This window comes from Flagellimonas halotolerans (genome assembly GCF_035818535.1).
GTDB lineage: Bacteria > Bacteroidota > Bacteroidia > Flavobacteriales > Flavobacteriaceae > Flagellimonas > Flagellimonas halotolerans.
Genome location: NZ_JAYKYV010000015.1, coordinates 23,481 through 44,313, shown reverse-complemented (window position 1 = coordinate 44,313; position 20,833 = coordinate 23,481). Strand labels below are relative to the sequence as shown.

Below are 20,833 nucleotides of genomic sequence, written 5' to 3'. Positions count from 1 at the left end.
CTATGTCGATAAAAAATGTAAGATTGGAAGTAATGCAGGCGATTGAACCCAAAGTTGAAGGGTTTATTGATGAATTTCTTATTCCAACAGAAAAAATATGGCAGCCCACCGATTTTTTGCCAGACTCCCAAAGCGATAAGTTTTTTGATGAGGTGGAGCAGCTTCGTGGTGAGGCCAAGGAATTGGGATACGATTTTTGGGTGACCCTTGTGGCCGATACCATTACGGAAGAAGCACTCCCCACGTATGAATCCTGGTTGATGGATGTGGAAGGCATTGATCAGCACAATGGCAAGGACAATGGATGGAGCAAATGGGTGCGTGCATGGACAGCTGAGGAAAATCGCCATGGAGATGTTTTGAACAAATATTTGTACCTCTCTGGCCGTGTAAACATGCGCGAGATCGAGATAACTACGCAACATTTGATTTCTGATGGGTTTGATATTGGAACGGACAGGGATCCCTACAAGAATTTTGTATATACCACTTTCCAAGAACTGGCCACCAATATTTCGCACAAAAGAGTGGGAAAAATGGCCAGAAAGAAAGGCAATGTGCTGCTCGCAAAAATGTGCACCATAATTGCAGGTGATGAAATGAGGCACCATTTGGCATATCGCGAATTTGTAAAGACAATTATGGGGCAGGATCCCGATGGAATGGTCTTGGCCTTTGCAGATATGATGAAGAAAAAAATTGTGATGCCGGCCCATTTTCTTAGGGAATCGGGCGGAAGTATAGGAGAGGCATTCGAACAGTTTTCCAATTGTGCCCAACGGTTGGGGGTGTATACCTCACAGGACTATATTGATATTTTGAAAAAATTGAACGATTACTGGGATATAGGAAACCTTCGCGGACTTTCTGATCAGGCAGAAAAGGCCAGGGATTATCTGATGAAACTCCCCGAAAGGCTACAACGCATATCCGAACGTATGAAATTTTCCCAAGAGCAGCATACTTTTAAATGGGTAGAAGCCAACGGAATGTTGTAGGAATCAAGTTAAGTCTGGCCGATGGCATTAATATTTGCCGGCACGGTGTTTTTCCTGCCACTCGAACAACTGTTCCCAATGGCCCTCGTAAGCCATTTTTGCCTGCATGGGCCATGAGGCGGGGTCGTGTATACGATAGCGCTTACCGCCGGAATCCAACACCTCTTGGCATTTGTCCGCGGAGGTTTCGGCCAAATCTTTCCATGTTTTGATGTCAAAATTGTGAAAAAGGGTTTCAATTTTTGGGCCGATGCCCTCAACAAGCTTTAAATCATTTTCTTTGATTTTTTCCCCAAAAGCTGTCTTTGCCCTATTTGCATCAAAGAAGAAAGCGTCTTTTTTTGGAGGATTTTTATCCCGTTCAAGGCTTAGTTGCTTTGTTTTGGATGTATCCAGTCTTTTTTTGCAAGTTTCCAGATCGGATTTTAACTTGGCGTTTTCAATTTCAAGGATATTGAGTTGAACTGAATTTTCGGCTGCTGAGGGTGTGCTGGATTTTCCAAAAAAATAACCAAGAATCCCAGAAATGATTCCCGTTATGGCCAAAACAATCCAATACCAAATTGTAGAACTTATCCAATCCATATTTCACACAAAATAAACAGTAGAAACTGCTCATTTAAAATATTAAAAAAATCTTAAAATTCTAAATTAAACCACCTAAAATTGAGGGATTTCTGAAAACAGGGGGCTTTTGTAGGAAAAATCTAAGGCCAAAAACAAAACTAAAATTACCGATTATACATTTTTTATGACCACTTATAAGATAACTTTTAATTTCTTGATAAAATATTTAGAAATTTGAAAATCAATATTAAGTGAAGAACCCTGTTTCTCCCGACGAAGATCCGGCATTGAAATAGGGTTTTAAAGTTAAGTTTGAGTTAGTTAAGTTGGTTTTAAAGACTGCCCATTTAGGTTAGATACTAAATGGGCGGCTTTTTATTTTTATAGGTCAAACTTAATGCCTTGTGCCAGCGGTAATTCGGTGGTATAATTAATGGTGTTGGTCTGTCTTCTCATATAGATCTTCCAAGCATCCGAACCACTTTCCCTGCCACCACCGGTTTCTTTTTCGCCACCAAAGGCTCCACCGATCTCAGCTCCGGAAGTACCGATATTAACATTGGCAATGCCACAATCCGATCCTTCTACGGAAAGGAAACGTTCCGCTTCCCGAAGATTGTTGGTCATAATTGCAGAGGATAGTCCTTGCCTTACACCATTTTGTATGTCCAAGGCATTTTGAAGGTCACCTTTATATTTCAAAATATATAAAACGGGACCAAAGGTTTCGTGCTGTACAATGTCGAAGTGGTTTTCGGCTTCGGCAATAGCTGGTTTCACGTAGCAACCGCTTTCGTAGCCTTCACCTTCGAGCACGCCACCTTCTACCAAAATGTTTCCGCCCTCTGCCTTAACTTTTTCAAGGGCATTCAAATAATTTTTCACAGCATCCTTGTCTATTAGCGGTCCAACGTGGTTGTTTTCATCCAAGGGATTTCCGATGCGGATTTGCTTGTAGGCATCTACAATGGCATTTTTTACCTTATCGTACACATCTTCATGGACAATCAATCTACGTGTAGAGGTGCAACGTTGTCCGCATGTACCCACTGCACCGAATACAGCACCTATTACGGTGTTTTTTATGTTGGCGTCGGGGGTTACAATAATGGCGTTGTTGCCACCTAATTCCAACAGGGATTTTCCTAATCTTGCAGCAACGGCTTGGGCAACTATTTTACCCATTCTAATGGATCCAGTAGCCGAAATTAAGGGAACACGATCATCCTTGGTCATAAATTCACCTACCGTATAATCGCCGGTAATCAAACAGGAAATACCTTCTGGCACTCCGTTTTCGGTAAACACACGTGCTGCAATGTTTTGGCAAGCTACGGAGGTCATCGGAGTTTTTTCTGAGCCTTTCCAAATACAGGCATCACCACAAACCCAAGCTAAAGCCGTATTCCAAGACCAAACGGCCACTGGGAAATTGAAGGCAGAAATAATCCCCACAACACCAAGTGGATGGTATTGCTCGTACATGCGGTGTCCGGGACGTTCGCTGTGCATGGTAAGTCCGTGCAATTGACGGGACAGGCCCACGGCAAAATCACAGATGTCTATCATTTCCTGCACTTCGCCCAATCCTTCTTGGTAGCTCTTCCCCATTTCGTAGGACACCAATTTGCCCAAAGGTTCTTTTAAACGGCGAAGCTCATCGTTAAATTTGCGAACCACTTCACCGCGTTGAGGGGCTGGCATGGTTCTCCAAGTTTTAAACCCCTTTTGGGCTGTAGTGATTACTTTTTCGTAATCCTCTTTGGCAGTGGTTTTCACTTTTCCAATAAGCGCACCATCTACTGGTGAATAGGATTCGATGATTTCTCCATTGGAAAACCAATCTTTTCCTGTGGAAGTACCATTATTTATTTCGTTTAAGCCAAGTTCCCTTAAGGCTTCTTCAATTCCAAAATCAGTTGCTGTTTTTGACATTTATAACTTTTAATAGATGTATTGTTATATTATTACAATATTACAAATAATATAGAAGCCAATGAACGGTTTAGAGGAATTGATGAATCAAAAGAAGAAGAATTCCCACCATGGCCGGAAATGCTTGTACCATAAATATTTTTTTTGATGCTGTTGCAGCTCCATAAATACCGGCAACTGCCACACATCCCAAAAAGAACATAGCTACGTAAACTTGCCATACCGCATCTTGAATGATCAAAGACCAAATAAGCCCAGCTGCCAAAAAGCCATTGTAAAGCCCTTGGTTGGCAGCCAATGTTTTTGTGGGTTCAAACAGTTCTTCGGGAAAAGTACGGAATACCTTTTTTGCTTTTGTCGTCCAAGCAAACATTTCCAACCACAGAAAATAGATGTGGAGCAAAGCCACAATTCCAATAATTATCTTTGCGGGAAGGAGCATCAATCTTCTTTGGCTACAAAACGTTCATCAACGGGCATAACGGTTCCGCAATTATTACAGGTACGCAATTCTTCCGAACCGTAAAAATGTTTAAAATGTCCTAAGAAATCCTTTTCAATATCATTCAGTTTAAAATAGACCTCGTACAATTTGTGATTACAGTTGTCACAAAACCATAGTAAGCCATCTTCAGTATCAAGATCTGCACGTTTACGTTCCACGACCAAGCCAATGGAATTTTCTTGGCGGGCAGGTGAATGGGGTACTTTGGCGGGGTGAAGGTACATATCGCCTGGTCCCAGTTTCATGGTTTTTTTCTGGCCATCTTCCTGAATGTGCACTTCTATATTGCCCTCAAGCTGATAAAAAAGTTCTTCGGTTTCGTTGTAGTGATAATCTTTTCTGGCGTTTGGTCCTGCAACAATCATCACAATATAATCGCCAGACGATTTATAAAGGTTTTTATTCCCGACCGGGGGTTTTAGGGTTTCTCGGTTTTCCTCAATCCATTTGTTAAGGTTGAAAGGTTCCTGTATTGCCATGTCCAAAGATTTTACGAAAGGTAAAAAAAACCTTGCTGGCAACATAGCGATTAGCAAAAAAGACCCGCAACTTGACGGGTCTTTTTAAAAGTTATGTTCTTGTTTTGTTACTCTACCTTGATGAATATCTGCGTAAAATAGGGTCTGCCATCTTTATCCAATTGAACACTTAAGGTTGTATGGCTAAAATCTCCTTCCATAGCTTTTCTGTGCGAGTCGCTTTCTACCCATGCCTTTAATGTTCTTTCGGCAGTGGTATAAAATCTCGCTACATTTTCAGATACTTTTAACGCATTGGTTTCATCAGCAATCTTAGAGGCCCGTGTCTCAAAATTATCATGACTTAGGCTGTTTTTGGAAATCATATAATTGGTGTGTTCCTCCGCATATTTGTAAGCTGGGGCACTATCTGCCAAAGAACTCAATCCTATCGATGTTCGATGTTCGTTGATTAGGCCCAATAGTTCTTTTTCCATCTTGTTGGGATCAACAGTAACCTTTTGGTTTTCAAGATTGGTTTCAGAGTACATTTGCTCAAACTCTTCTGATGAAGAGTCGCTGCAACTGCCAAGCAGCCATAAAAAGACCAATACTAGCAGCGTTACACTAGAAAATTTTTTCATTTTTCGGGGTATTTTCAGGGAGTGTTCTAAATTCCCAAGTGTTCTCGTTGCTAAACTAAAGGAGACATTTCCCTTTTCCATGAAATTTCCATGTTAGGATAGATTATTACGTTGAAATACAGGAAGCTGTATTCAATAGTGTATTTTTTGATGAAACCAGAATCCTGTTATCGGTAAAAGTGTACCGTTTATATAACCTCTTCCTTTACCTCGATTTGGTTTGAAGGATTGTTTTCTTCATCATCAAAAACATAGGAAAAAACCAAGGCACCTATTTCTTTGATGGGCTCGTAGAAAACGGACTCTTCTTTGGTTTCCTCATTAATTAATCCGAGGGGGGAGGAAAGCTTTTCGAAGAAAACAAGAAATGCCCCAAGGATTACAGCAACTTTAAGGGCACCAAAAATACCACCGGCAATCTTGTTCAAAAGGCCCAGCATGGCAAAATCGGCAATCTTGGTCAGGAACTTCCCGGCCAAGTTTACTACAATGATGATGGCAAAAAAAGTAATCAGAAATGCAGTAATTTTAAGGTATTGGTCGCTCCAATCAAACCGATTGGCAAGGTAGTTGCCCGTTATGTGCGAAAAATGGATGGCGCCGTAAATTCCCGCAATCAGGGCAATCAAGGAGGCCAATTCTACAAAAAGGCCATTTTTTAAGCCTTTGTATAGGCCCCAGACCAAAAGAATTCCGATGATAATATCCAAAAAGCTCATACACGGGTTTTAACAAATATAGAATATTGATTTGTACCTTTGGTATTCATTGCAAAAACATGTCTAGAGACGAACAATTAAGAGAACGGTGGGAATTTTTGGTGGAAAAATTGTCCGCGCAATTTTCTGATGGCGACCCCTTGGAGTTGGATGGAATTGTCTATTTGGTGGGCGTACAGGAACTGGGCAATTTTCATCGCAAATTTAAAAAGGACGAAAAAGTCAACCTAATGCATATAGCCATTTGTAGATTATTGGAACCCTATGGCTATTACGATTTTGATTTTTTCGATGATGACGGATGGCCGCATTATAAAATCAAAGAGCAATTACCACCGCTCAAGGCCGGGGAACAGGCTGTTTTAATGAAAGAAGCCGTAGTCAATTATTTCTTGGAAAAAGAATACATCACATAAATGGACCTTAAAAAACCGTACTATGCCGTAATCTTCACCAGTCTTAGAACTGAGGGGGACCAAGGTTACGCGAAAATGGCGGAAGAAATGGAAACCCTGGCTCGAAAACAACCGGGGTTTTTGGATATTGAAAGTGCCAGGGACGGATTGGGCATTACGGTGAGCTATTGGGCAAGTTTGGAGGCCATTGCCGACTGGAAAGCCAATATGGACCATAAGCAGGCGCAGAAGAATGGGATAAAAACATGGTATTCTTGGTATAAAGTCAGGATTTGCAGGGTGGAACGCGAATACAAATTCAACAAATAGACTCATGAGCGAGAACATTGCTTTTTCAAACGTAGATAGAAAGAACAACCTGCAAAAGATTACCAAGGATACTTACGACCTTGTGGTAATTGGAGGGGGAATCACGGGAGCTGGCATTGCTTTGGACGCATCTTCTCGCGGCATGAAAGTGCTTTTGCTCGAAAAAGGGGATTTTGCCTCGGGCACCAGCAGTAAATCCACAAAACTTATTCACGGTGGGCTACGTTATTTAAAGCAGTTCGATTTTTGGTTGGTGAAAGAAGTAGGTTCCGAAAGGGCCATCGTACATAAATTGGCACCACATTTGGTACTTCCCGAAAAGATGTTGCTACCACTTATCGAGGGCGGTTCCTACGGAAAATGGTTGACGTCCATCGGCTTGAAGGTGTACGATATTTTAGCCCAGGTTTCCGGTGATGATAAACGGCAAATGCTGGAGAAAAAGGAAGCCATGAAGTTAGAGCCCCTTTTGCCCAAGAAGATTTTGAACGGAGCAGGATATTATGCCGAGTACCGTACCGATGACGCTAGGCTTACCTTGGAAAACCTAAAAACCAGCCTTCAATTTGGCGCACAGCTATTCAATTATGCCAAGGTAACCGATTTTATTTACGAGGATGGGCAAGTAGCAGGCGTAAAATTCACCGATGAAGCCCATGGGGATGAATATAGTGTATCATCAAAATATGTAATCAATGCCGCTGGGCCTTGGGTGGATGAACTCCGTAGCGTGAACCGGTCAAAAAAGGGGAAGCGATTGCATTTGACCAAAGGGGTTCACTTGGTGTTTCCAAAGGAAAAACTCCCCGTGAAGCAATCCGTTTATTTTGATATCCCTGATGGACGGATGATGTTCGCCATTCCACGCGGTAAGGTCACCTACATTGGTACCACCGACACCAACTATAATTTGGACAAGGACCATGTGACCACTGATATTGCCGATGCCATATACTTGGTTTCCGCGGTGAACAATATGTTCCCCGATATTGCATTGGAGTTGGACGATATCATTTCCTCATGGGCAGGATTACGCCCTCTGATTCACGAAGAAGGAAAATCGGCCTCCGAGCTATCACGAAAAGATGAAATTTTTACTTCCGATACCGGTTTGGTGAGTATTGCCGGGGGTAAACTCACCGGATACCGAAAAATGGCCGAGCGTGCGGTAAACCGTATCGCCAAAAAAATGGGGGAAGAATATGATATAGAACTGGAGCATTGTACTACGGATAAGATTCCACTTTGTGGAAACGGTTTTAAAAAGTATAAGCACGTAAAAAAGTACATCAGCAAGGTATTTGAAGGCTTACAAGCTGATAAATTTGATCAGTATGATGCTTGGTATTTGGTGACCACTTATGGTAAACAAACCGAATCCATTTTAGAACGCTATGCCCGCATTAAAGGAGATAAACCCAAGGAAAGGATGATCAGGGCCGAGGCCCAGTTTGCCATAGCTTGTGAAATGGCCTTGAGTCCATTGGACTTTTTTATAAGAAGAACGGGCAGGCTTTATTTTGATATAGAAAGTGTAAGGAAATACAAAGAACCTGTTTTTGAAGAGTTCCAGAAAGCGTACAATTACTCAGCAGCAGAAATGGAAGTCTTTTCCAAGGAACTGGAGGCACAACTGAAAGAGCATTCCGATTTTTCGTTGGAGCGGGATTAATCCAACTTCTCCGTCAATTTCTCAAAAACTTTTTTTGGGTTCTTGTTTTTATAAAGCACTTGGTACACAGCGTTGATGATGGGCGTTTTGGACTTCTTTAGCAGTTTGTCCATTAGGTCATGGGCACTTTTAGTGGCGTAATAACCTTCGGCCACCATATTCATTTCCATCATGGCACTCTTTACGGTATAGCCCTTGCCTATCATGTTCCCAAACATGCGGTTTCTACTAAAAACAGAGTAACCCGTCACCAATAAGTCACCCAAATAAGCAGAGGCATTGATATTACGCTTCATTTTGTACACGCGGTCAATAAACCGCTTCATCTCTCTAATAGCGTTGCTCATCAAAACACTTTGGAAATTATCCCCGTAGCCGAGTCCGTGCGCAATACCAGCAGCAATGGCATAAATGTTCTTCAGCATGGCAGCATATTCCGTACCGATGATGTCGTCGGATATTTTGGTACGGATATAATCACTTTTCAAGTGTTTGGCCACCATTTTGGCCTTGTCGGCATCAGCACAGGCAATGGTAAGGTAAGATAGCCGCTCCAAGGCGACCTCCTCGGCATGGCATGGCCCCGTGATTACCCCAATATTCTCAAAGGGAATATCATGTTTTTCATTAAAATGTTCTCCCACGATCCGTCCACTTTCCGGAACAATGCCCTTAATGGCCGAAAAAATGATTTTATCTTTTAAGGAAACCGTCAAATTTTGAAGCTCCCCGTCCAAAAAAGCAGATGGGATAGCAAAAATGAGCACATCAGATGCTTCAATAATCTCGTTAATATCATGGCTCATAACAAGTTGGTCCACATCAAACTCAACCGAACTCAGATAATTGGGATTGTGCCACTCTTTTTTAATATGCCGTATTGCAGAATCGCTTCGCATATACCAGTTTACCTGCTCCAAATTTTCGGTCAACATTTTTACGATAGCAGTTCCCCAGCTTCCACCTCCAAATACTCCAAACGTAAGTTTATCTTTCATGCATCTAAATTATGGTGTAAAGCTAAAGAATAAAATAATCAGCTTGTTTTTACTTGATTATCAAATAGTTAAAAAACTTGGCACAGTGCTTGGTTTACGTAAAGGGAATTTTAAAACCTCGATTATGAAAAATAGAAAACTACTCTTCGGAATTTTATTCTTAGGTCTTTTGGCCAGTTCTTGCTACACCGAGGTTATTGTGGAAGATGACTTGATTACAGAACCACCGATCAATACCGCATTGGTTTTGGAATCGCACGACCTTTGGTATGTGGATATCAACAAAACCCGTGGAAATGGCGAAGTACCCTTTTTGCAGCGCGCTTTTACCATTTCTTTCGATAGAGGTATCGTTTATGCCAACAACAACCTTTCAGGAATAGGAAAAACGGGCAACGGATTGGGTATTGATGTGGGTACTTACGCCACATACAGCGGTCAAGTGGAAATAGACCACGATGTGGACGGTCTTTGGTTGATGGAGGTATTCGCCTTGGACAACAACACATTGGAGTTTTACGACCCAAGTTCGGATACGTCCTACATTTTGGAAGGTTACCAAAGAAACAACTTTGATTACGATATGGTGTTCTATGACAACATCCATTACTTTTTACAGGAATACCAAGTTTGGGAAAAAACATATACCAGCGAGGTCGGTGCCTTAAACGAGTTTGATGGGGAAAACTACCTACAATTTTTTGCTGATGGAGGAAGGATTTTCAGATCATCCCTAGATGCACAAGGAATTCCACTTACCAATATACAATGGGATTACGAAGGTCATTATGAAGTGTATGATGTGGCAAATGATGCCACTTTGAAAACTTTAACACTCGATTATGACTTCTTGGGCAATGATTATTTTGAGTTGTACGTTATTAACGATAGCACCATAGAGTTGTACCATGTATCCAGCGGAACGGTTTATGAATTCACAGGAAGAGGATACATTCAATATTTGAAATCGAGTGATGTAACGGGCAAAAAACGTTCAAAAACCAAAAATCCGATAATGAACGTTACCCGTCAACGAAATATGTAAGGAAAAACAATATTGTTCGACTTTACAAACAAGTTTTTTGGTTGGTTATTTAGTTAAGAACCGCCCCCAGTATTTAAACTTGGGGCGGTTCTTTTTTATGCGTGGCTTTGTTATTCCCTGGTTTTCCCCAAAAACACATTTACGTTTGGGTTCTGCGGGTTGCCACTTGCCCGTCGCATCAAAACTATTTGCCCAGTGTGTTGAATGCAATCTGCAATCATTCCATTGATCATGTTCCAATACGGAAATTCCGATGTCCTCTCCCCTTGCTTAAAAATTACTTTAAAATGCTCCATCTCTTCAGGGCTTTTGCCCAACACCTTGTTGCTTGCGGCATTTAAGTTTTGCAGGGTGAGAGCGCGAAGCTCTTTGTAGGAGTATTTTGGAGGATTCTTGGGGCGCTCATACGGTTTTGCGTCAGGTGCCAATAAAATATTGTTGGACATTGTATGGATATGTTCCAAGGTTTCCATAACGGTACGCCCATCTTCCGAGGGTTTATAGTCAAGATTTTTTTGTGTTAAGCCTTCCGTGGCCCAATAATACCGGTATCCCAACCCGTCGATCATTCGGGATATCACATTGCCCGAAGTATAATCTGGGGGGTAGGCAGGGATTTCTTTGTAAGGTAGCTCCATTACTTGTGCTTGAAGGTTTGAATAGGCCATCAAGATAAAGAGAATGGTCGCAAATTGATAGGGGAAATCATTTTTCATGATCAGTCTATTTTTTTAAAAACAAGAAGGTTTTCTTTGGAACCATTGGATAGGTACAATCTGTTGTTTTCCACTTTGTGTTTGGTACTGCGCTGTAATGCCTTTAAAAATTCGGTTTCCATTTCCATATTGGAGCAGGCCATTCGGGTAGAGGCTACCTGGGTAAAGCGTAACACATCTTTTTCATAAAAAACACTGCCGTTCATCCTATTACAGCCAGAAAAGCCTGAAAATTTATTGTTGTTGATATTGATCTCCATATTGGGAACATCGTTCCCGTTAAAATCCTCTTTGGATACGGGTGCTCCTTGCATTTCTTCCAACACCCAAATATCGTGAAGCCTATAGTCCGTAATGTACGACCCACAGCCCTCCAGAACATGCGTTTCGTCTCCGTCTGTATTTTTATAAGAAACGGTTACGGTATAGGGAAAAACCTCTCCCGACATGGCATTGGCACATCCCTTGTTCGAAATAATAATGTCCAATTGGTTTGCCTCAGTTTTAATACGGAACATTTTAATATTGGCATCTTGTGCCTTAATCGCTTTTGACGGGGGCGTTACAATAGTGTCCTCCATGGTCTGAAGCTCAATTTTGTCATCATAAATTTTGAGTCCCCAAAAAGGTTCGGTTCCAGTGGCCTTAAAATAGCTTCCATCAATTTTTATGGTAATGGGTTCCATTTGCCTGATTTGTTCCTTCACTTGAACCGTGTCCTTTGTTCCCATTTCTAATGATTTAGGTTCGGAAATTTCTTGTTTTTTATTTTCGATACAGTTGGAAAACAAAAACAAAGCGCAGATCGGGATGAGTATTTTTATCATGGGTTAACTTCTTTGAAGCGCATCATGGGAATTTCGTCCACCAATAGATTGAGTTTGTTGCCCTCGAAGGAATAACCATCTATTTTTTTCATCATTTCCAAGAATTGGCGTTCGCTACCTCCACAGAACATCATGGTGGTTGGCCCTGGTTCACCAAAAGTGATGGAGCTGCCCTCCAGCATATAATCTGCAGAGTACCCGTTGCAACTATCCGTGCCGGATACTTTACCGGATTTTTTGTTAAAGGTTATTTGTGGTTTTTTTTCCGGGAAAAGACCATCAAAAGCAATCCGTGGCCCAGAAATATATTCGAGCTCCCAAGTGGGACCGTGCAATGCTTCTTCATTGGACTTTGGTCCACCGCAGGATTCAGCCAGTAGAACAGCCGTAAAAAAGAGGGTGACGGATAATTTCATTTTACAGAAATGAGTGGTTAATGTGTCGGTAAAATACTAAAAATATTGCTTGTAAGCATCTATTCTGTTGGGTAAAACGGCTCGGAGCATTGTTCCATTTGCAGTATTGGCCGAGCGGTCACAGGAATTTTCGGAGTAAACGGGCAGAAACAATTACGTATAACCGTCTTTGTTTTCTTTGTCATTCGTTTTTTGGTTGATAATATAGAATTATAGCCCCACTCTTAAAGGTTTTATTCTTGACAAGCTTAAAAATAGTCCTGTCGTTTAAGTTTTCAAACAACGGCAAGCCCTTTCCTTCAACCATTGGATGAATGCAAAGTTGGAGCTCATCGATCAATTCGAGTTTTATCAGTTGTATGATTAAACTGCGACTACCGACAAAAATATCTTTACCCGGTTGATGCTTGAGTTCTATAACTTCATTTTTTAAGTCTCGTTTTGCTATTGTTGCACTTTCCCATGCTACATTTTTAATCGTGCGGGAAAAAACTATTTTAGGAATGTTGTCTATAGCCATAGCAAAGTCGTTCATTGATTTTTCTTCGGAGGGATTTTCTAAAAATGTTCGCCAAAACTCCATAAGTTGATACGTAGTTCTGCCATATAAAATTGCGTCTCCCTGACCTAATAATTCCGTATAATGTTGGTGTATTTCCTCATCGGGTATTCCAGCAGTATGGTCGCAAATCCCGTCAATTGTCATATTTAATGCCGCAACAATCTTTCTCATGGTATTTTCTCAAAATGATTGTCAAACGTATAACTTATAGCCTTCTATGGCTCCAAACCTCATAAATGGGTTGCCCTTTACTGCTTAGTCCAGAATGGTGCCAATCGCCGTCCTTCAGTTCGTAGTTGAACTCTAAGCTTGCACCTACCCTGGAATCATCCCTGGAAAAAAAACCGATATTTTCGGTGTATTTGCCATCAATAGTGGTATAGGTACCACCACCTGTTCCCATAAATTGTTTGGTTTCCGTATTAAAGGCAATCCATTGAAAACGGGTGCCGGACAATATCTTCATAGTTTTTCGTGGCCCCGAGGTATCGCGCTTTATAATTTCACCGTCACGTTTTCTGCCCGATATCAGCCATGCCCCGAATAAATCGCCCGGGGTTCCGTCGTCAATTCGGGTCCATGTCGACCCGCCCATTTCTAGGATGTTGTTTTTTAAGGTGTATGAAACGGATCTGGTTTCCCCGACCAAGTTGGGGCTCTGGTTGGCAAATTCGTAGGTAAGGTCAAGGGTGTCGTCATTCAATGTGTAACTGCCCCCTTTGGTGCCTATAAATTTTCCGTGGGTTTTTCCAAAAATGGCCTCCGAAAAAAAAGTACCCGCAAAAATAAGTGTATGTTCCGTCTGGTCTCCCGTATTGTCAGATTCTGTTGCGGTCCATGCACCATGCAAGTCCTGTGCATGTGCAAGAGGGGCGATTAATAAAGAAACAGCAAGCAATATTGATTTTTTCATGGCCTAAAAGTTTTTATTAAGATAAAAAAAAGCTGCTGTTTTATCGCAAAACAGCAGCTTTTCTATATAATTAGGTCGGTTCGTTAGAGCGTTCTTAAGTACTCGGCAATATCTCTCGCCTCGTCCTCAGTTAGGTTTTGATTAAGCATTATCGCATTGTTGTATTCTTTCAACAAAGCTTTTGCAATGGGGTCTTCTTTCAGCATCCCATCAGGGTTTAGAATCATGTTCATTACCCATTCAGGGCTTCTTCTGTCGTAAACTCCTTTTAGGGCAGGCCCGATCATGCGTTTATCAATCATATGGCAAGCCACACAAATGGCATCGAATTTAGCTTTTCCGCGCGCAGCCATTTCATCATTGATTTCGTCGGGGAATTCCAAATTGGTTATGGGTCCAATTCCTTTGTTGTCCAAATCAACGGGAACACCTTCTTTTTCTTCAGCTTTTTTTTCTTCAGTTTTGGTACGGCTCACCTCAAAACCATCTTTTTTTTCTTCTTTTTTTCCGCCGCAGCTCACTATCAAGGCACCCAAGGCCAAGAACATTACAATTTTTTTCATTCTGATTCTATTGAATTTTGTTTGTGTAAACGTAGGCACTAAGATAGGTAATTAGCCAATAATATTATGGGCATTTCTGTGTTGATCATCACAATATAAGATCAGAAAACGTTGTAGTTAGAGAGAATTAAAGAAATCCAAAGCTTTTTTTTCGGTGTAAGTGATGTTTTTTTTGCCCCAAAAACCAACATGTCCACCATAAGTTGGGGTTTCCAAATAAAGTGAATCGTTGTTTTTGGTTTCTTCGATCGGATAGCATTCCGGTCCCAAGAAAGAGTCGTTTTTTGCATTGATGATCAAACTCGGGACGTTTATATTCGGCAAAAATTGAAGGGAACTGCATTTGTGGTAATAATCCAAGGCATCTTTAAAATGATGCGCCTTACTGGTGTAGATGTCATCAAAATCTTTTAAAGTCTTAATTTTTTTGATGTCGGCTTCGCTTATGTTTTCGGGAAACATTTGTTGTTTTTGCCTGAGCTTGCCCAATAAATTTCCTTTGAAGCGGATGGCGTAGAGAATATTTTTTCGACTGAGCAATTGCTGGCAAGAGTCGTGAAGATTACAGGGTACGGAAACTGCAACCGCACCTTTCAGTTCCTTTGGAACATTGTTTTCTTCCCCCAAATATTTTAGCAATAGGTTTCCTCCCAAACTAAACCCCTTCAAGTAAATTTCGGAGTAATCACTTGTATTTAGGATATGGTCGAGCACCTCGATTAAATCTTCAGTCGCCCCAGAATGATAGGAACGGTACATTTTGTTGGGCTCGCCACTGCAACCGCGGTAATTTACGGCGCAAGTGTCGTACCCATTTTGGTTGAGTATTTTGGCGCTTCCGGTAATATAGGGTCGTTGCGCATCTCCTTCCAACCCATGGAGAAGGACCACCAATTTTTGGGTCGGTATTTGAGAATCACTCCAGTCCAAATCCAAAAAGTCCCCATCGGAAAGGGTGAGCCTTTCCCTTTTTTGGACCACGCCGTTTACCGAACGGATAATGCCTGAGTAAATGGTGGCAAAATGACCATTTTTAAACAGAAAAGGCGGAGTGTAATCGGAAGTGACTTGGGGCATCGGTACAATTTTGGTTTAAAAATTACTCCTTTGGGAAGGTTTTTAAAAGGTTTGCTTGTTCTTCAACCGCCGTTTTAAATTCGTCTTTCAAGTTTGCAACGAGTTTTGATACGGGCAATACATTGTCTATGGTCGTTACCCCTTGTCCGGCAGACCAAATCGTTTTCCATGCTTTGGCTTCGGTATCCAGTTCTTTGCCAAAATCAATCTTCGTATCTTTTTTTAAGTATTCTTCGGTTATTCCGGCTGCTTTTAAACTTTCTGCCAGGAAATTGGCGTGTACCCCCGAAATGGCCGCGGTATAGACTACATCACCGGCACCTGCATCAATGATCATTTTTTGATATTCATCTGTGGCCTTACTTTCTTCTGTATTGATAAATCGAGTGCCCATATAGGCAAGGTCGGCTCCCATTTGAAGCGCAGCGGCAACATCACGTCCGGTACTGATGCATCCAGATAGAATGATGGTCTTATCAAAGAATTTTTTCACCTCGGCAATTAGGCTCATCGGGTTTATGGTGCCACCATGCCCGCCTGCTCCGGCAGACACCAAAACAAGTCCGTCCACGCCTGCTTCGGCAGCTTTTTCTGCGTGACGTTTTTTAATGATATCATGAAAAACCAAGCCACCATAACTGTGAATGGCATCCACCACTTGGCTCACAGCACCTAAGGAAGTGATTACCAATGGCACTTTGTGCTTTATACAGAGTTTAACATCTGCCTCCAATCTCGGGTTTGTAGGGTGTACCACAAGATTGACACCAAAAGGAGCCGCTTTTTTACCTGTTTCCTCTTCAAATGTTTTTAGTTCGGATTTTATTTGGATGAGCCATTCCTCAAAACCTTCACTAGTACGTTGGTTAAGGGCAGGAAATGTACCAACAATACCGTTTTTGCAACATTCCACCACCAATTTAGATCCCGAAATCAAGAACATGGGTGCGGCAATTACAGGAAGGGATAGGTTTTTGATGAATTCAGCTTTTTGGCTCATGGTTTTTCGTGTTAAACTATGTTTAAAAATAGGAACAATTCTTCTTCCGTATTGGAATCAGTTACCAAAACTATGGTATTTTTACAATTATTATGCATGCATAACAAAATAACCCGCTATGTTTTTTAAAGAATTTGAGATCAGATGGAGCGATACGGATGCTAATCGGCACTTGGCGAATTCCGCTTATATCAATTTTATGAGCCATACCCGAATGGCTTATTTGCAACAGCTTGGTTTTAACCAAAAGAGTATGGCCGCCCACAATATTGGTCCCGTGGTCTTTTACGAGCACGTATACTATTTTAAAGAAGCATTTCCTGGCATGCCCGTAAAAGTTTCGTTGGAGTTTGTAGGAATGAGCGAGGACGGAATGTTTTTTGAGTTCCGGCACAATTTTTACGACCATAAGGGCAAAAACTTTGCACGTTGCGAGATGATGGGCGCTTGGATAGATTTGAAAGAAAGGAAACTAACAGGATTGCCCGATAAGTTTCTCAAGGCTTTTCAGTCCATGGAAAAAACAGCAGATTTTAAAACCCTGACTAAGGAAGATACCCGAAAGCATGTTCAGGTTCCGAAGGATTTGGAGGATGTTCAATCATAGATTGAACTAACTTAACGTACTATGGGCTTCGGTTTTTTACTCGCCAAATACACCCCGACCAAAACAAAGGCCATTGCGGTAATTTTAACCAAGGTAAGGTGGTCTTTGCCCGAAAAAAGGGCGAAAAGTATGCCTACAAGGGGCTGCATATAAACAAAAGCACTTACGGATGAAGCCTTGAGCTGTGTCAATGCAAAAATATTGAACAAATAAGTCAAGAATGTGGTTCCGATCACCACAAAGGCAACAGAACCATAGGCCCAGAGAGGCATGGTGGACCATTGTATCTCTAAAACCTCTGGCAGGGTAATGGGCAGATTGATAAGAACGCCGATGGTAAAGAGCCATTTCATTATGGTGAAGGGGTGGTACTTTTCAATCAATTTTTTTACGACTACCAAATAGGCGCCGTAAGCAGTTGCATTGATAATGAACAAAAAGTTCCCCAGAGGGATGTTAGGCGCATCTTGGCGGGCTTCTGCTCCAAATAGAATGAGTCCTACCGCCCCTACAAAACCCAAAAAGATCCCTAATCCCTTGTTCAGGGTGATTCTTTCACTCAAAAATAAAGCTGAAATAGCGACCACTATAATAGGTGTAATTGTTACCAAAACAGCGCTGTTGATCGGCGTGGAAAGTTGTAGGCCCTTAAAAAACGAAAGCATGTTGATTGACATGCCCAAAATGGAACAGGCCAACATACGGCCCCAATCCCGTTTCTCAATTTTTTCCTTGGGACCAAAAAAAGAAATGAGCCAGAAGAGCATGGCAGCTCCCCCAACCCTTAAAAAAATGAACCCAAAGGGTTTAACGTGCGTGGGCATGACCCCTTTGGCCAAGGTGTGGTTGATACCGTAAATTACAGTGGCACCGATGGCAGCCAAAATGGCCAGCGTTCTTTTGCTCATGAATGCAGGGCTTCCTTGGCGGCTTGAACCGTTTTTTTGGAGTTTCCAATAAAAATTTGCCTGTCGGCCATAACCACGGGTCTTTTTAAAAAGGTATAATGTTCTAAGATCAAATCCCTGTAATCCTTTTCCGAAAGGTCTTTTTTATGTAAACCTCTTTGGCGGAAAAGCATGGCCCTCCTGCTAAAGAGCGATTCATAGCTTTCGCTGAGTTTCACCATTTGTTCCAATTGTTCCGGGGTTATGGCCTCGGACTTTATTTCTTGGAGCTCCACGCCGCCCAACGGTTCCAATTCCTTAAGGATACGCTTGCAGGTTGAGCAACTGCCCAAATGGTATATTTTTTTCATGACAATGGTTTTGGATCGACAAAGGAAATCAAAAAACTATCAAAACACATTACGAACATGTAAATTCAACAGCTTTTAAAGGCAGTGTTTGTTTTTTTGATGATGGATTAATCACGCTTGAAGGATACTTTTTCAGATTTTAGGGCTAGTTTTACATCAACCAATTGCTATCCCATGGAAAAGTTATTCGACATTCTTCTCAAGAACAGAAAGATACTTCACGACCATTTGGAGCATACCCCAAGGGAGGATTTGTTCAGAATTCCTGAAGGTTTCAACAACAATATTTGGTGGAACATAGCCCATGTAGTGGTTACGCCCCAATTATTGTTCTACGGATTGAGCGGGATGGGATTTACCATCGAGAAAGAGCTGATAGATAAATACCGAAAAGGAACATTTCCCGAAGGAGAGCCGACAAAGGAGGAGATGGAGAAAATATCGGCCTATCTGTTCAGTACGGTAAAGCTTATCCAGTTGGACTATGAACACGGCAAATTCAAAACTTTTAAGGAATATATGACAACCCCCAAAATTGGTTTAAGCAATGTGAAAGATGCTTTGGCTTTCAATGTGTTTCACGAGGGGCTTCACCTTGGGGCCATCTTGGCTTTGAAAAAGGCGTTGGAACGGAATCGTTAGTGCTTCACTTTTCTTTTTAAATAGGTATTGATTTCACCGTAAGGCAATGTTAAAACAATGGGTCCATCGGCGTATGAGGCTACCTCGTATTGGTTGTAGATCAATTTTAACCCATCTTTTGTATACCCAATACTGTTGGATAAGTGAAAGGAATCTCCATCGAACATAAAGCCCGTAGCATTAATATTTTTATGCTTTGGGATCTTTTCTTGAAGGCGAAACTTAGTCTCCGCAAAATCTTCAAAACCTTCCAAATCATCAAAAAGTTCCGAGTTTTCGAGTTCTGTACCCTTTCTTTTATCAAAATTTAGATAGGAAGTGGACGCGTAGCCATGGGCACCGCCCGTAAAGGAGTAGGAATTGAGCATCAAAGTAAGAATGTTTTCATCCTCATAAACCACTGTGCCATCTATCTCGGCCTCCCATTGCACCTCATCGGGGAATTTGGCCTTAAGTTCCTTGTAGCTCGCGGTAAACGATTGCAGGGCTTTGTCCACACTGTCTATGGTTTCATCGTCATTAAAGGACAAAATACTGATAATCTCTTCTTGTAGCGCAATATTTATAGTTTCGGCAACCGGGGAGTCGTCCAGCGCATTGGGAATGTTGATCTCTATTTTTGGACAACCATTGCAGTTTTCGCCCAACAACTGTGTTGGCTCAAAAGTAAGTTTGCTCTCGGTTTGGCAACTCATCAAAAGGCACAAAAAAAAGATTGTTGCAAGATGTTTTTTCATGGGTCGAGGTTTTGGGTCATCAAAAATAATACTTCGGAAAGATAACGATACATTTGTAGTAAGATAGTTTTAGCATGAGCAAAAAAGAGTTAAAGTTCAACAGTAGAGCCATTCACGGTGGGCAGCACCCCGACAAAGCCTATGGTGCCGTAATGCCTCCCATTTACCAAACCTCTACCTATGCGCAATCCACTCCTGGAGGGCATAAAGGTTACGAATATTCCAGAGGGGCAAACCCTACTAGAACTGCTTTGGAAAATGCGGTGGCCAGCTTGGAAAACGGCAACTTTGGGATGGCTTTTGGCAGTGGCATGGCCGCTATAGATGCCGTGATGAAACTGTTGGGCCCTGGTGATGAGGTGATTTGCACAAGTGACCTATACGGAGGAAGCTACCGGCTTTTTAAAGGTGTTTTTGAAAAATTTGGGGTCAGGTTCAGGTTTTCGGATATGACGGATATGGAGGAACTAGCTTCGCAAATCAATAAAAATACCAAACTGGTGTGGGTGGAAACGCCTACCAATCCCATGATGAACATTATTGATATTAAAGCCGTTTCAAAAATCGTGAAATCGCATAAGTTGCTGTTAGCGGTGGACAACACCTTTGCCACACCCTACCTACAGCAACCCTTGGAGCTCGGGGCAGATATTGTAATGCATTCCGCTACCAAATATTTGGCAGGGCATAGCGATGTAGTGGTCGGGGCTTTGGCGGTAAAGGATGAAAAATTGGCCGAGCAACTCTATTTTATCCAGAAATCCAGTGGAGGTATTTGTGGTCCCATGGACAGTTTTTTGACCCTTCGAGGCATTAAAACTCTTCACGTGCGCATGCAACGGCATTGCGAGAATGGGGAATTGATTGCCAAATATTTGGAGAATCATTCCAAAATTGATAAAGTGTATTGGCCTGGTTTTGAGAATCATCCCAACCACAATGTGGCCAAAAATCAAATGAGGGGCTTTGGCGGTATGATTTCCTTTGTGCCCAAAGGCGGTAACTACGAGAGTGCCATAAAAATTGTGGAGAACCTTCAATTATTCACGCTGGCCGAATCGTTAGGAGGTGCCGAAAGTTTAGTGGGACATCCAGCGAGTATGTCGCACGGTAGTATTCCAAAGGCAGAGCGAGAAAAAAATGGTGTAGTCGATGCCCTGATCAGGCTTAGCGTAGGTATTGAGGATATAACTGATTTGATTACAGATTTAGATCAGGCGTTGAAATAACATTTTTTGAAAAATTTATA

General features: G+C 41.8%; 26 protein-coding genes. 8 read left to right on the top strand and 18 right to left on the bottom strand.

Annotated elements, in window-relative coordinates; all coding sequences use genetic code 11:
* Positions 1–2 precede the first annotated feature (2 nt).
* Positions 3–998, top strand: coding sequence for an acyl-ACP desaturase (locus VM932_RS14350; protein ID WP_293165948.1), 996 nt, complete (start codon positions 3–5; stop codon positions 996–998).
* Between the two features lie 27 nt (positions 999–1,025).
* Here VM932_RS14350 and VM932_RS14345 read toward each other — a convergent pair whose 3' ends face one another.
* The 6 genes from VM932_RS14345 to VM932_RS14320 all read right to left on the bottom strand — a co-directional run bounded on the left by VM932_RS14345 (position 1,026) and on the right by VM932_RS14320 (position 5,826).
* Positions 1,026–1,583: a hypothetical protein gene (locus VM932_RS14345; RefSeq protein WP_326279548.1), complete on the bottom strand. Its 558-nt coding sequence runs from the start codon at positions 1,581–1,583 to the stop codon at positions 1,026–1,028.
* A 363-nt stretch (positions 1,584–1,946) separates the two neighbouring features.
* Entirely contained in the window at positions 1,947–3,500 is a 1,554-nt protein-coding gene (gene amaB, locus VM932_RS14340; RefSeq protein ID WP_326279546.1) for an L-piperidine-6-carboxylate dehydrogenase, read from the bottom strand.
* 70 nt (positions 3,501–3,570) lie between these two features.
* Entirely contained in the window at positions 3,571–3,942 is a 372-nt protein-coding gene (locus tag VM932_RS14335) for a DUF1304 domain-containing protein (RefSeq protein ID WP_326279544.1), read from the bottom strand.
* On the bottom strand, positions 3,942–4,484 hold the full coding sequence (locus VM932_RS14330) for a 3-hydroxyanthranilate 3,4-dioxygenase (protein ID WP_326279542.1): 543 nt from the start codon (positions 4,482–4,484) through the stop codon (positions 3,942–3,944). The genes VM932_RS14335 and VM932_RS14330 overlap by 1 nt, the downstream gene beginning before the upstream one ends.
* Before the next feature lie 107 nt (positions 4,485–4,591).
* Positions 4,592–5,107, bottom strand: a complete 516-nt coding sequence (locus VM932_RS14325; protein ID WP_326279540.1) for a CAP domain-containing protein — start codon at positions 5,105–5,107, stop codon at positions 4,592–4,594.
* A gap of 188 nt (positions 5,108–5,295) precedes the next feature.
* Complete coding sequence (locus VM932_RS14320; RefSeq protein ID WP_326279538.1) at positions 5,296–5,826, bottom strand: CvpA family protein; 531 nt, start codon at positions 5,824–5,826, stop codon at positions 5,296–5,298.
* A 59-nt stretch (positions 5,827–5,885) separates the two neighbouring features.
* Between VM932_RS14320 and VM932_RS14315 the strand changes: the two genes are divergently transcribed.
* From VM932_RS14315 to VM932_RS14305, 3 genes are read left to right on the top strand one after another with little or no spacing between them, the layout of a single operon-like run.
* Complete coding sequence (locus tag VM932_RS14315) at positions 5,886–6,242, top strand: hypothetical protein (protein ID WP_293165934.1); 357 nt, start codon at positions 5,886–5,888, stop codon at positions 6,240–6,242.
* On the top strand, positions 6,243–6,551 hold the full coding sequence (locus VM932_RS14310; RefSeq protein ID WP_326279536.1) for an antibiotic biosynthesis monooxygenase family protein: 309 nt from the start codon (positions 6,243–6,245) through the stop codon (positions 6,549–6,551). It abuts the gene before it with no gap.
* A 4-nt stretch (positions 6,552–6,555) separates the two neighbouring features.
* Positions 6,556–8,223, top strand: a complete 1,668-nt coding sequence (locus VM932_RS14305; protein WP_326279534.1) for a glycerol-3-phosphate dehydrogenase/oxidase — start codon at positions 6,556–6,558, stop codon at positions 8,221–8,223.
* Here VM932_RS14305 and VM932_RS14300 read toward each other — a convergent pair.
* Positions 8,220–9,221, bottom strand: coding sequence for an NAD(P)H-dependent glycerol-3-phosphate dehydrogenase (locus tag VM932_RS14300; protein ID WP_326279532.1), 1,002 nt, complete (start codon positions 9,219–9,221; stop codon positions 8,220–8,222). The genes VM932_RS14305 and VM932_RS14300 overlap by 4 nt on opposite strands.
* Before the next feature lie 124 nt (positions 9,222–9,345).
* On the opposite strand from VM932_RS14300, the gene VM932_RS14295 reads away from it, so the two are divergent.
* Positions 9,346–10,266 (top strand): nicotinic acid mononucleotide adenyltransferase, encoded by a 921-nt coding sequence (locus VM932_RS14295; protein WP_326279530.1) that lies wholly within the window; start codon positions 9,346–9,348, stop codon positions 10,264–10,266.
* A 110-nt stretch (positions 10,267–10,376) separates the two neighbouring features.
* Here the strand turns inward: VM932_RS14295 and VM932_RS14290 are convergent, their stop codons facing one another.
* The 8 genes from VM932_RS14290 to VM932_RS14255 all read right to left on the bottom strand — a co-directional run bounded on the left by VM932_RS14290 (position 10,377) and on the right by VM932_RS14255 (position 16,340).
* On the bottom strand, positions 10,377–10,982 hold the full coding sequence (locus VM932_RS14290) for a DinB family protein (RefSeq protein WP_326279528.1): 606 nt from the start codon (positions 10,980–10,982) through the stop codon (positions 10,377–10,379).
* A gap of 2 nt (positions 10,983–10,984) precedes the next feature.
* Complete coding sequence (locus tag VM932_RS14285; protein ID WP_326279526.1) at positions 10,985–11,713, bottom strand: META domain-containing protein; 729 nt, start codon at positions 11,711–11,713, stop codon at positions 10,985–10,987.
* 92 nt (positions 11,714–11,805) lie between these two features.
* Positions 11,806–12,225, bottom strand: coding sequence for an META domain-containing protein (locus VM932_RS14280; RefSeq protein WP_326279524.1), 420 nt, complete (start codon positions 12,223–12,225; stop codon positions 11,806–11,808).
* 181 nt (positions 12,226–12,406) lie between these two features.
* Positions 12,407–12,958 carry a dihydrofolate reductase family protein gene (locus VM932_RS14275; RefSeq protein ID WP_326279522.1) on the bottom strand — a complete coding sequence of 184 codons (552 nt, stop codon included), beginning with the start codon at positions 12,956–12,958 and terminating at the stop codon, positions 12,407–12,409.
* Between the two features lie 34 nt (positions 12,959–12,992).
* A complete protein-coding gene (locus tag VM932_RS14270; protein ID WP_326279520.1) occupies positions 12,993–13,700 on the bottom strand; it encodes a membrane or secreted protein in 708 nt (235 codons plus the stop codon).
* A gap of 83 nt (positions 13,701–13,783) precedes the next feature.
* A complete protein-coding gene (locus VM932_RS14265) occupies positions 13,784–14,263 on the bottom strand; it encodes a c-type cytochrome (protein ID WP_326279519.1) in 480 nt (159 codons plus the stop codon).
* Positions 14,264–14,380: 117 nt separating this feature from the next.
* The gene (locus tag VM932_RS14260) at positions 14,381–15,340 is read right to left on the bottom strand and encodes a YheT family hydrolase (RefSeq protein ID WP_326279517.1); all 960 of its coding nucleotides are present in this window, start codon (positions 15,338–15,340) and stop codon (positions 14,381–14,383) included.
* Between the two features lie 22 nt (positions 15,341–15,362).
* Positions 15,363–16,340 (bottom strand): NAD(P)H-dependent flavin oxidoreductase, encoded by a 978-nt coding sequence (locus tag VM932_RS14255; protein ID WP_326279516.1) that lies wholly within the window; start codon positions 16,338–16,340, stop codon positions 15,363–15,365.
* A gap of 118 nt (positions 16,341–16,458) precedes the next feature.
* Here VM932_RS14255 and VM932_RS14250 point away from each other — a divergent pair, with 118 nt between their 5' ends.
* A complete protein-coding gene (locus VM932_RS14250) occupies positions 16,459–16,947 on the top strand; it encodes an acyl-CoA thioesterase (protein ID WP_326279514.1) in 489 nt (162 codons plus the stop codon).
* An 11-nt stretch (positions 16,948–16,958) separates the two neighbouring features.
* Here the strand turns inward: VM932_RS14250 and VM932_RS14245 are convergent, their stop codons facing one another.
* Both VM932_RS14245 and VM932_RS14240 read right to left on the bottom strand, forming a co-directional pair.
* Positions 16,959–17,855, bottom strand: coding sequence for a DMT family transporter (locus VM932_RS14245; protein WP_326279512.1), 897 nt, complete (start codon positions 17,853–17,855; stop codon positions 16,959–16,961).
* Positions 17,852–18,205: an arsenate reductase family protein gene (locus VM932_RS14240; RefSeq protein WP_326279510.1), complete on the bottom strand. Its 354-nt coding sequence runs from the start codon at positions 18,203–18,205 to the stop codon at positions 17,852–17,854. Before VM932_RS14240 ends, VM932_RS14245 begins: the two co-directional genes overlap by 4 nt.
* Positions 18,206–18,379: 174 nt before the next feature.
* Between VM932_RS14240 and VM932_RS14235 the strand changes: the two genes are divergently transcribed.
* Positions 18,380–18,847: a DinB family protein gene (locus tag VM932_RS14235; RefSeq protein WP_326279508.1), complete on the top strand. Its 468-nt coding sequence runs from the start codon at positions 18,380–18,382 to the stop codon at positions 18,845–18,847.
* Here VM932_RS14235 and VM932_RS14230 read toward each other — a convergent pair.
* Entirely contained in the window at positions 18,844–19,584 is a 741-nt protein-coding gene (locus VM932_RS14230; protein WP_326279506.1) for a DUF3298 and DUF4163 domain-containing protein, read from the bottom strand. The two genes, VM932_RS14235 and VM932_RS14230, sit on opposite strands and share 4 nt — an antisense overlap.
* Before the next feature lie 74 nt (positions 19,585–19,658).
* On the opposite strand from VM932_RS14230, the gene VM932_RS14225 reads away from it, so the two are divergent.
* Positions 19,659–20,813 (top strand): cystathionine gamma-synthase, encoded by a 1,155-nt coding sequence (locus tag VM932_RS14225; protein WP_326279504.1) that lies wholly within the window; start codon positions 19,659–19,661, stop codon positions 20,811–20,813.
* Positions 20,814–20,833 lie beyond the last annotated feature (20 nt).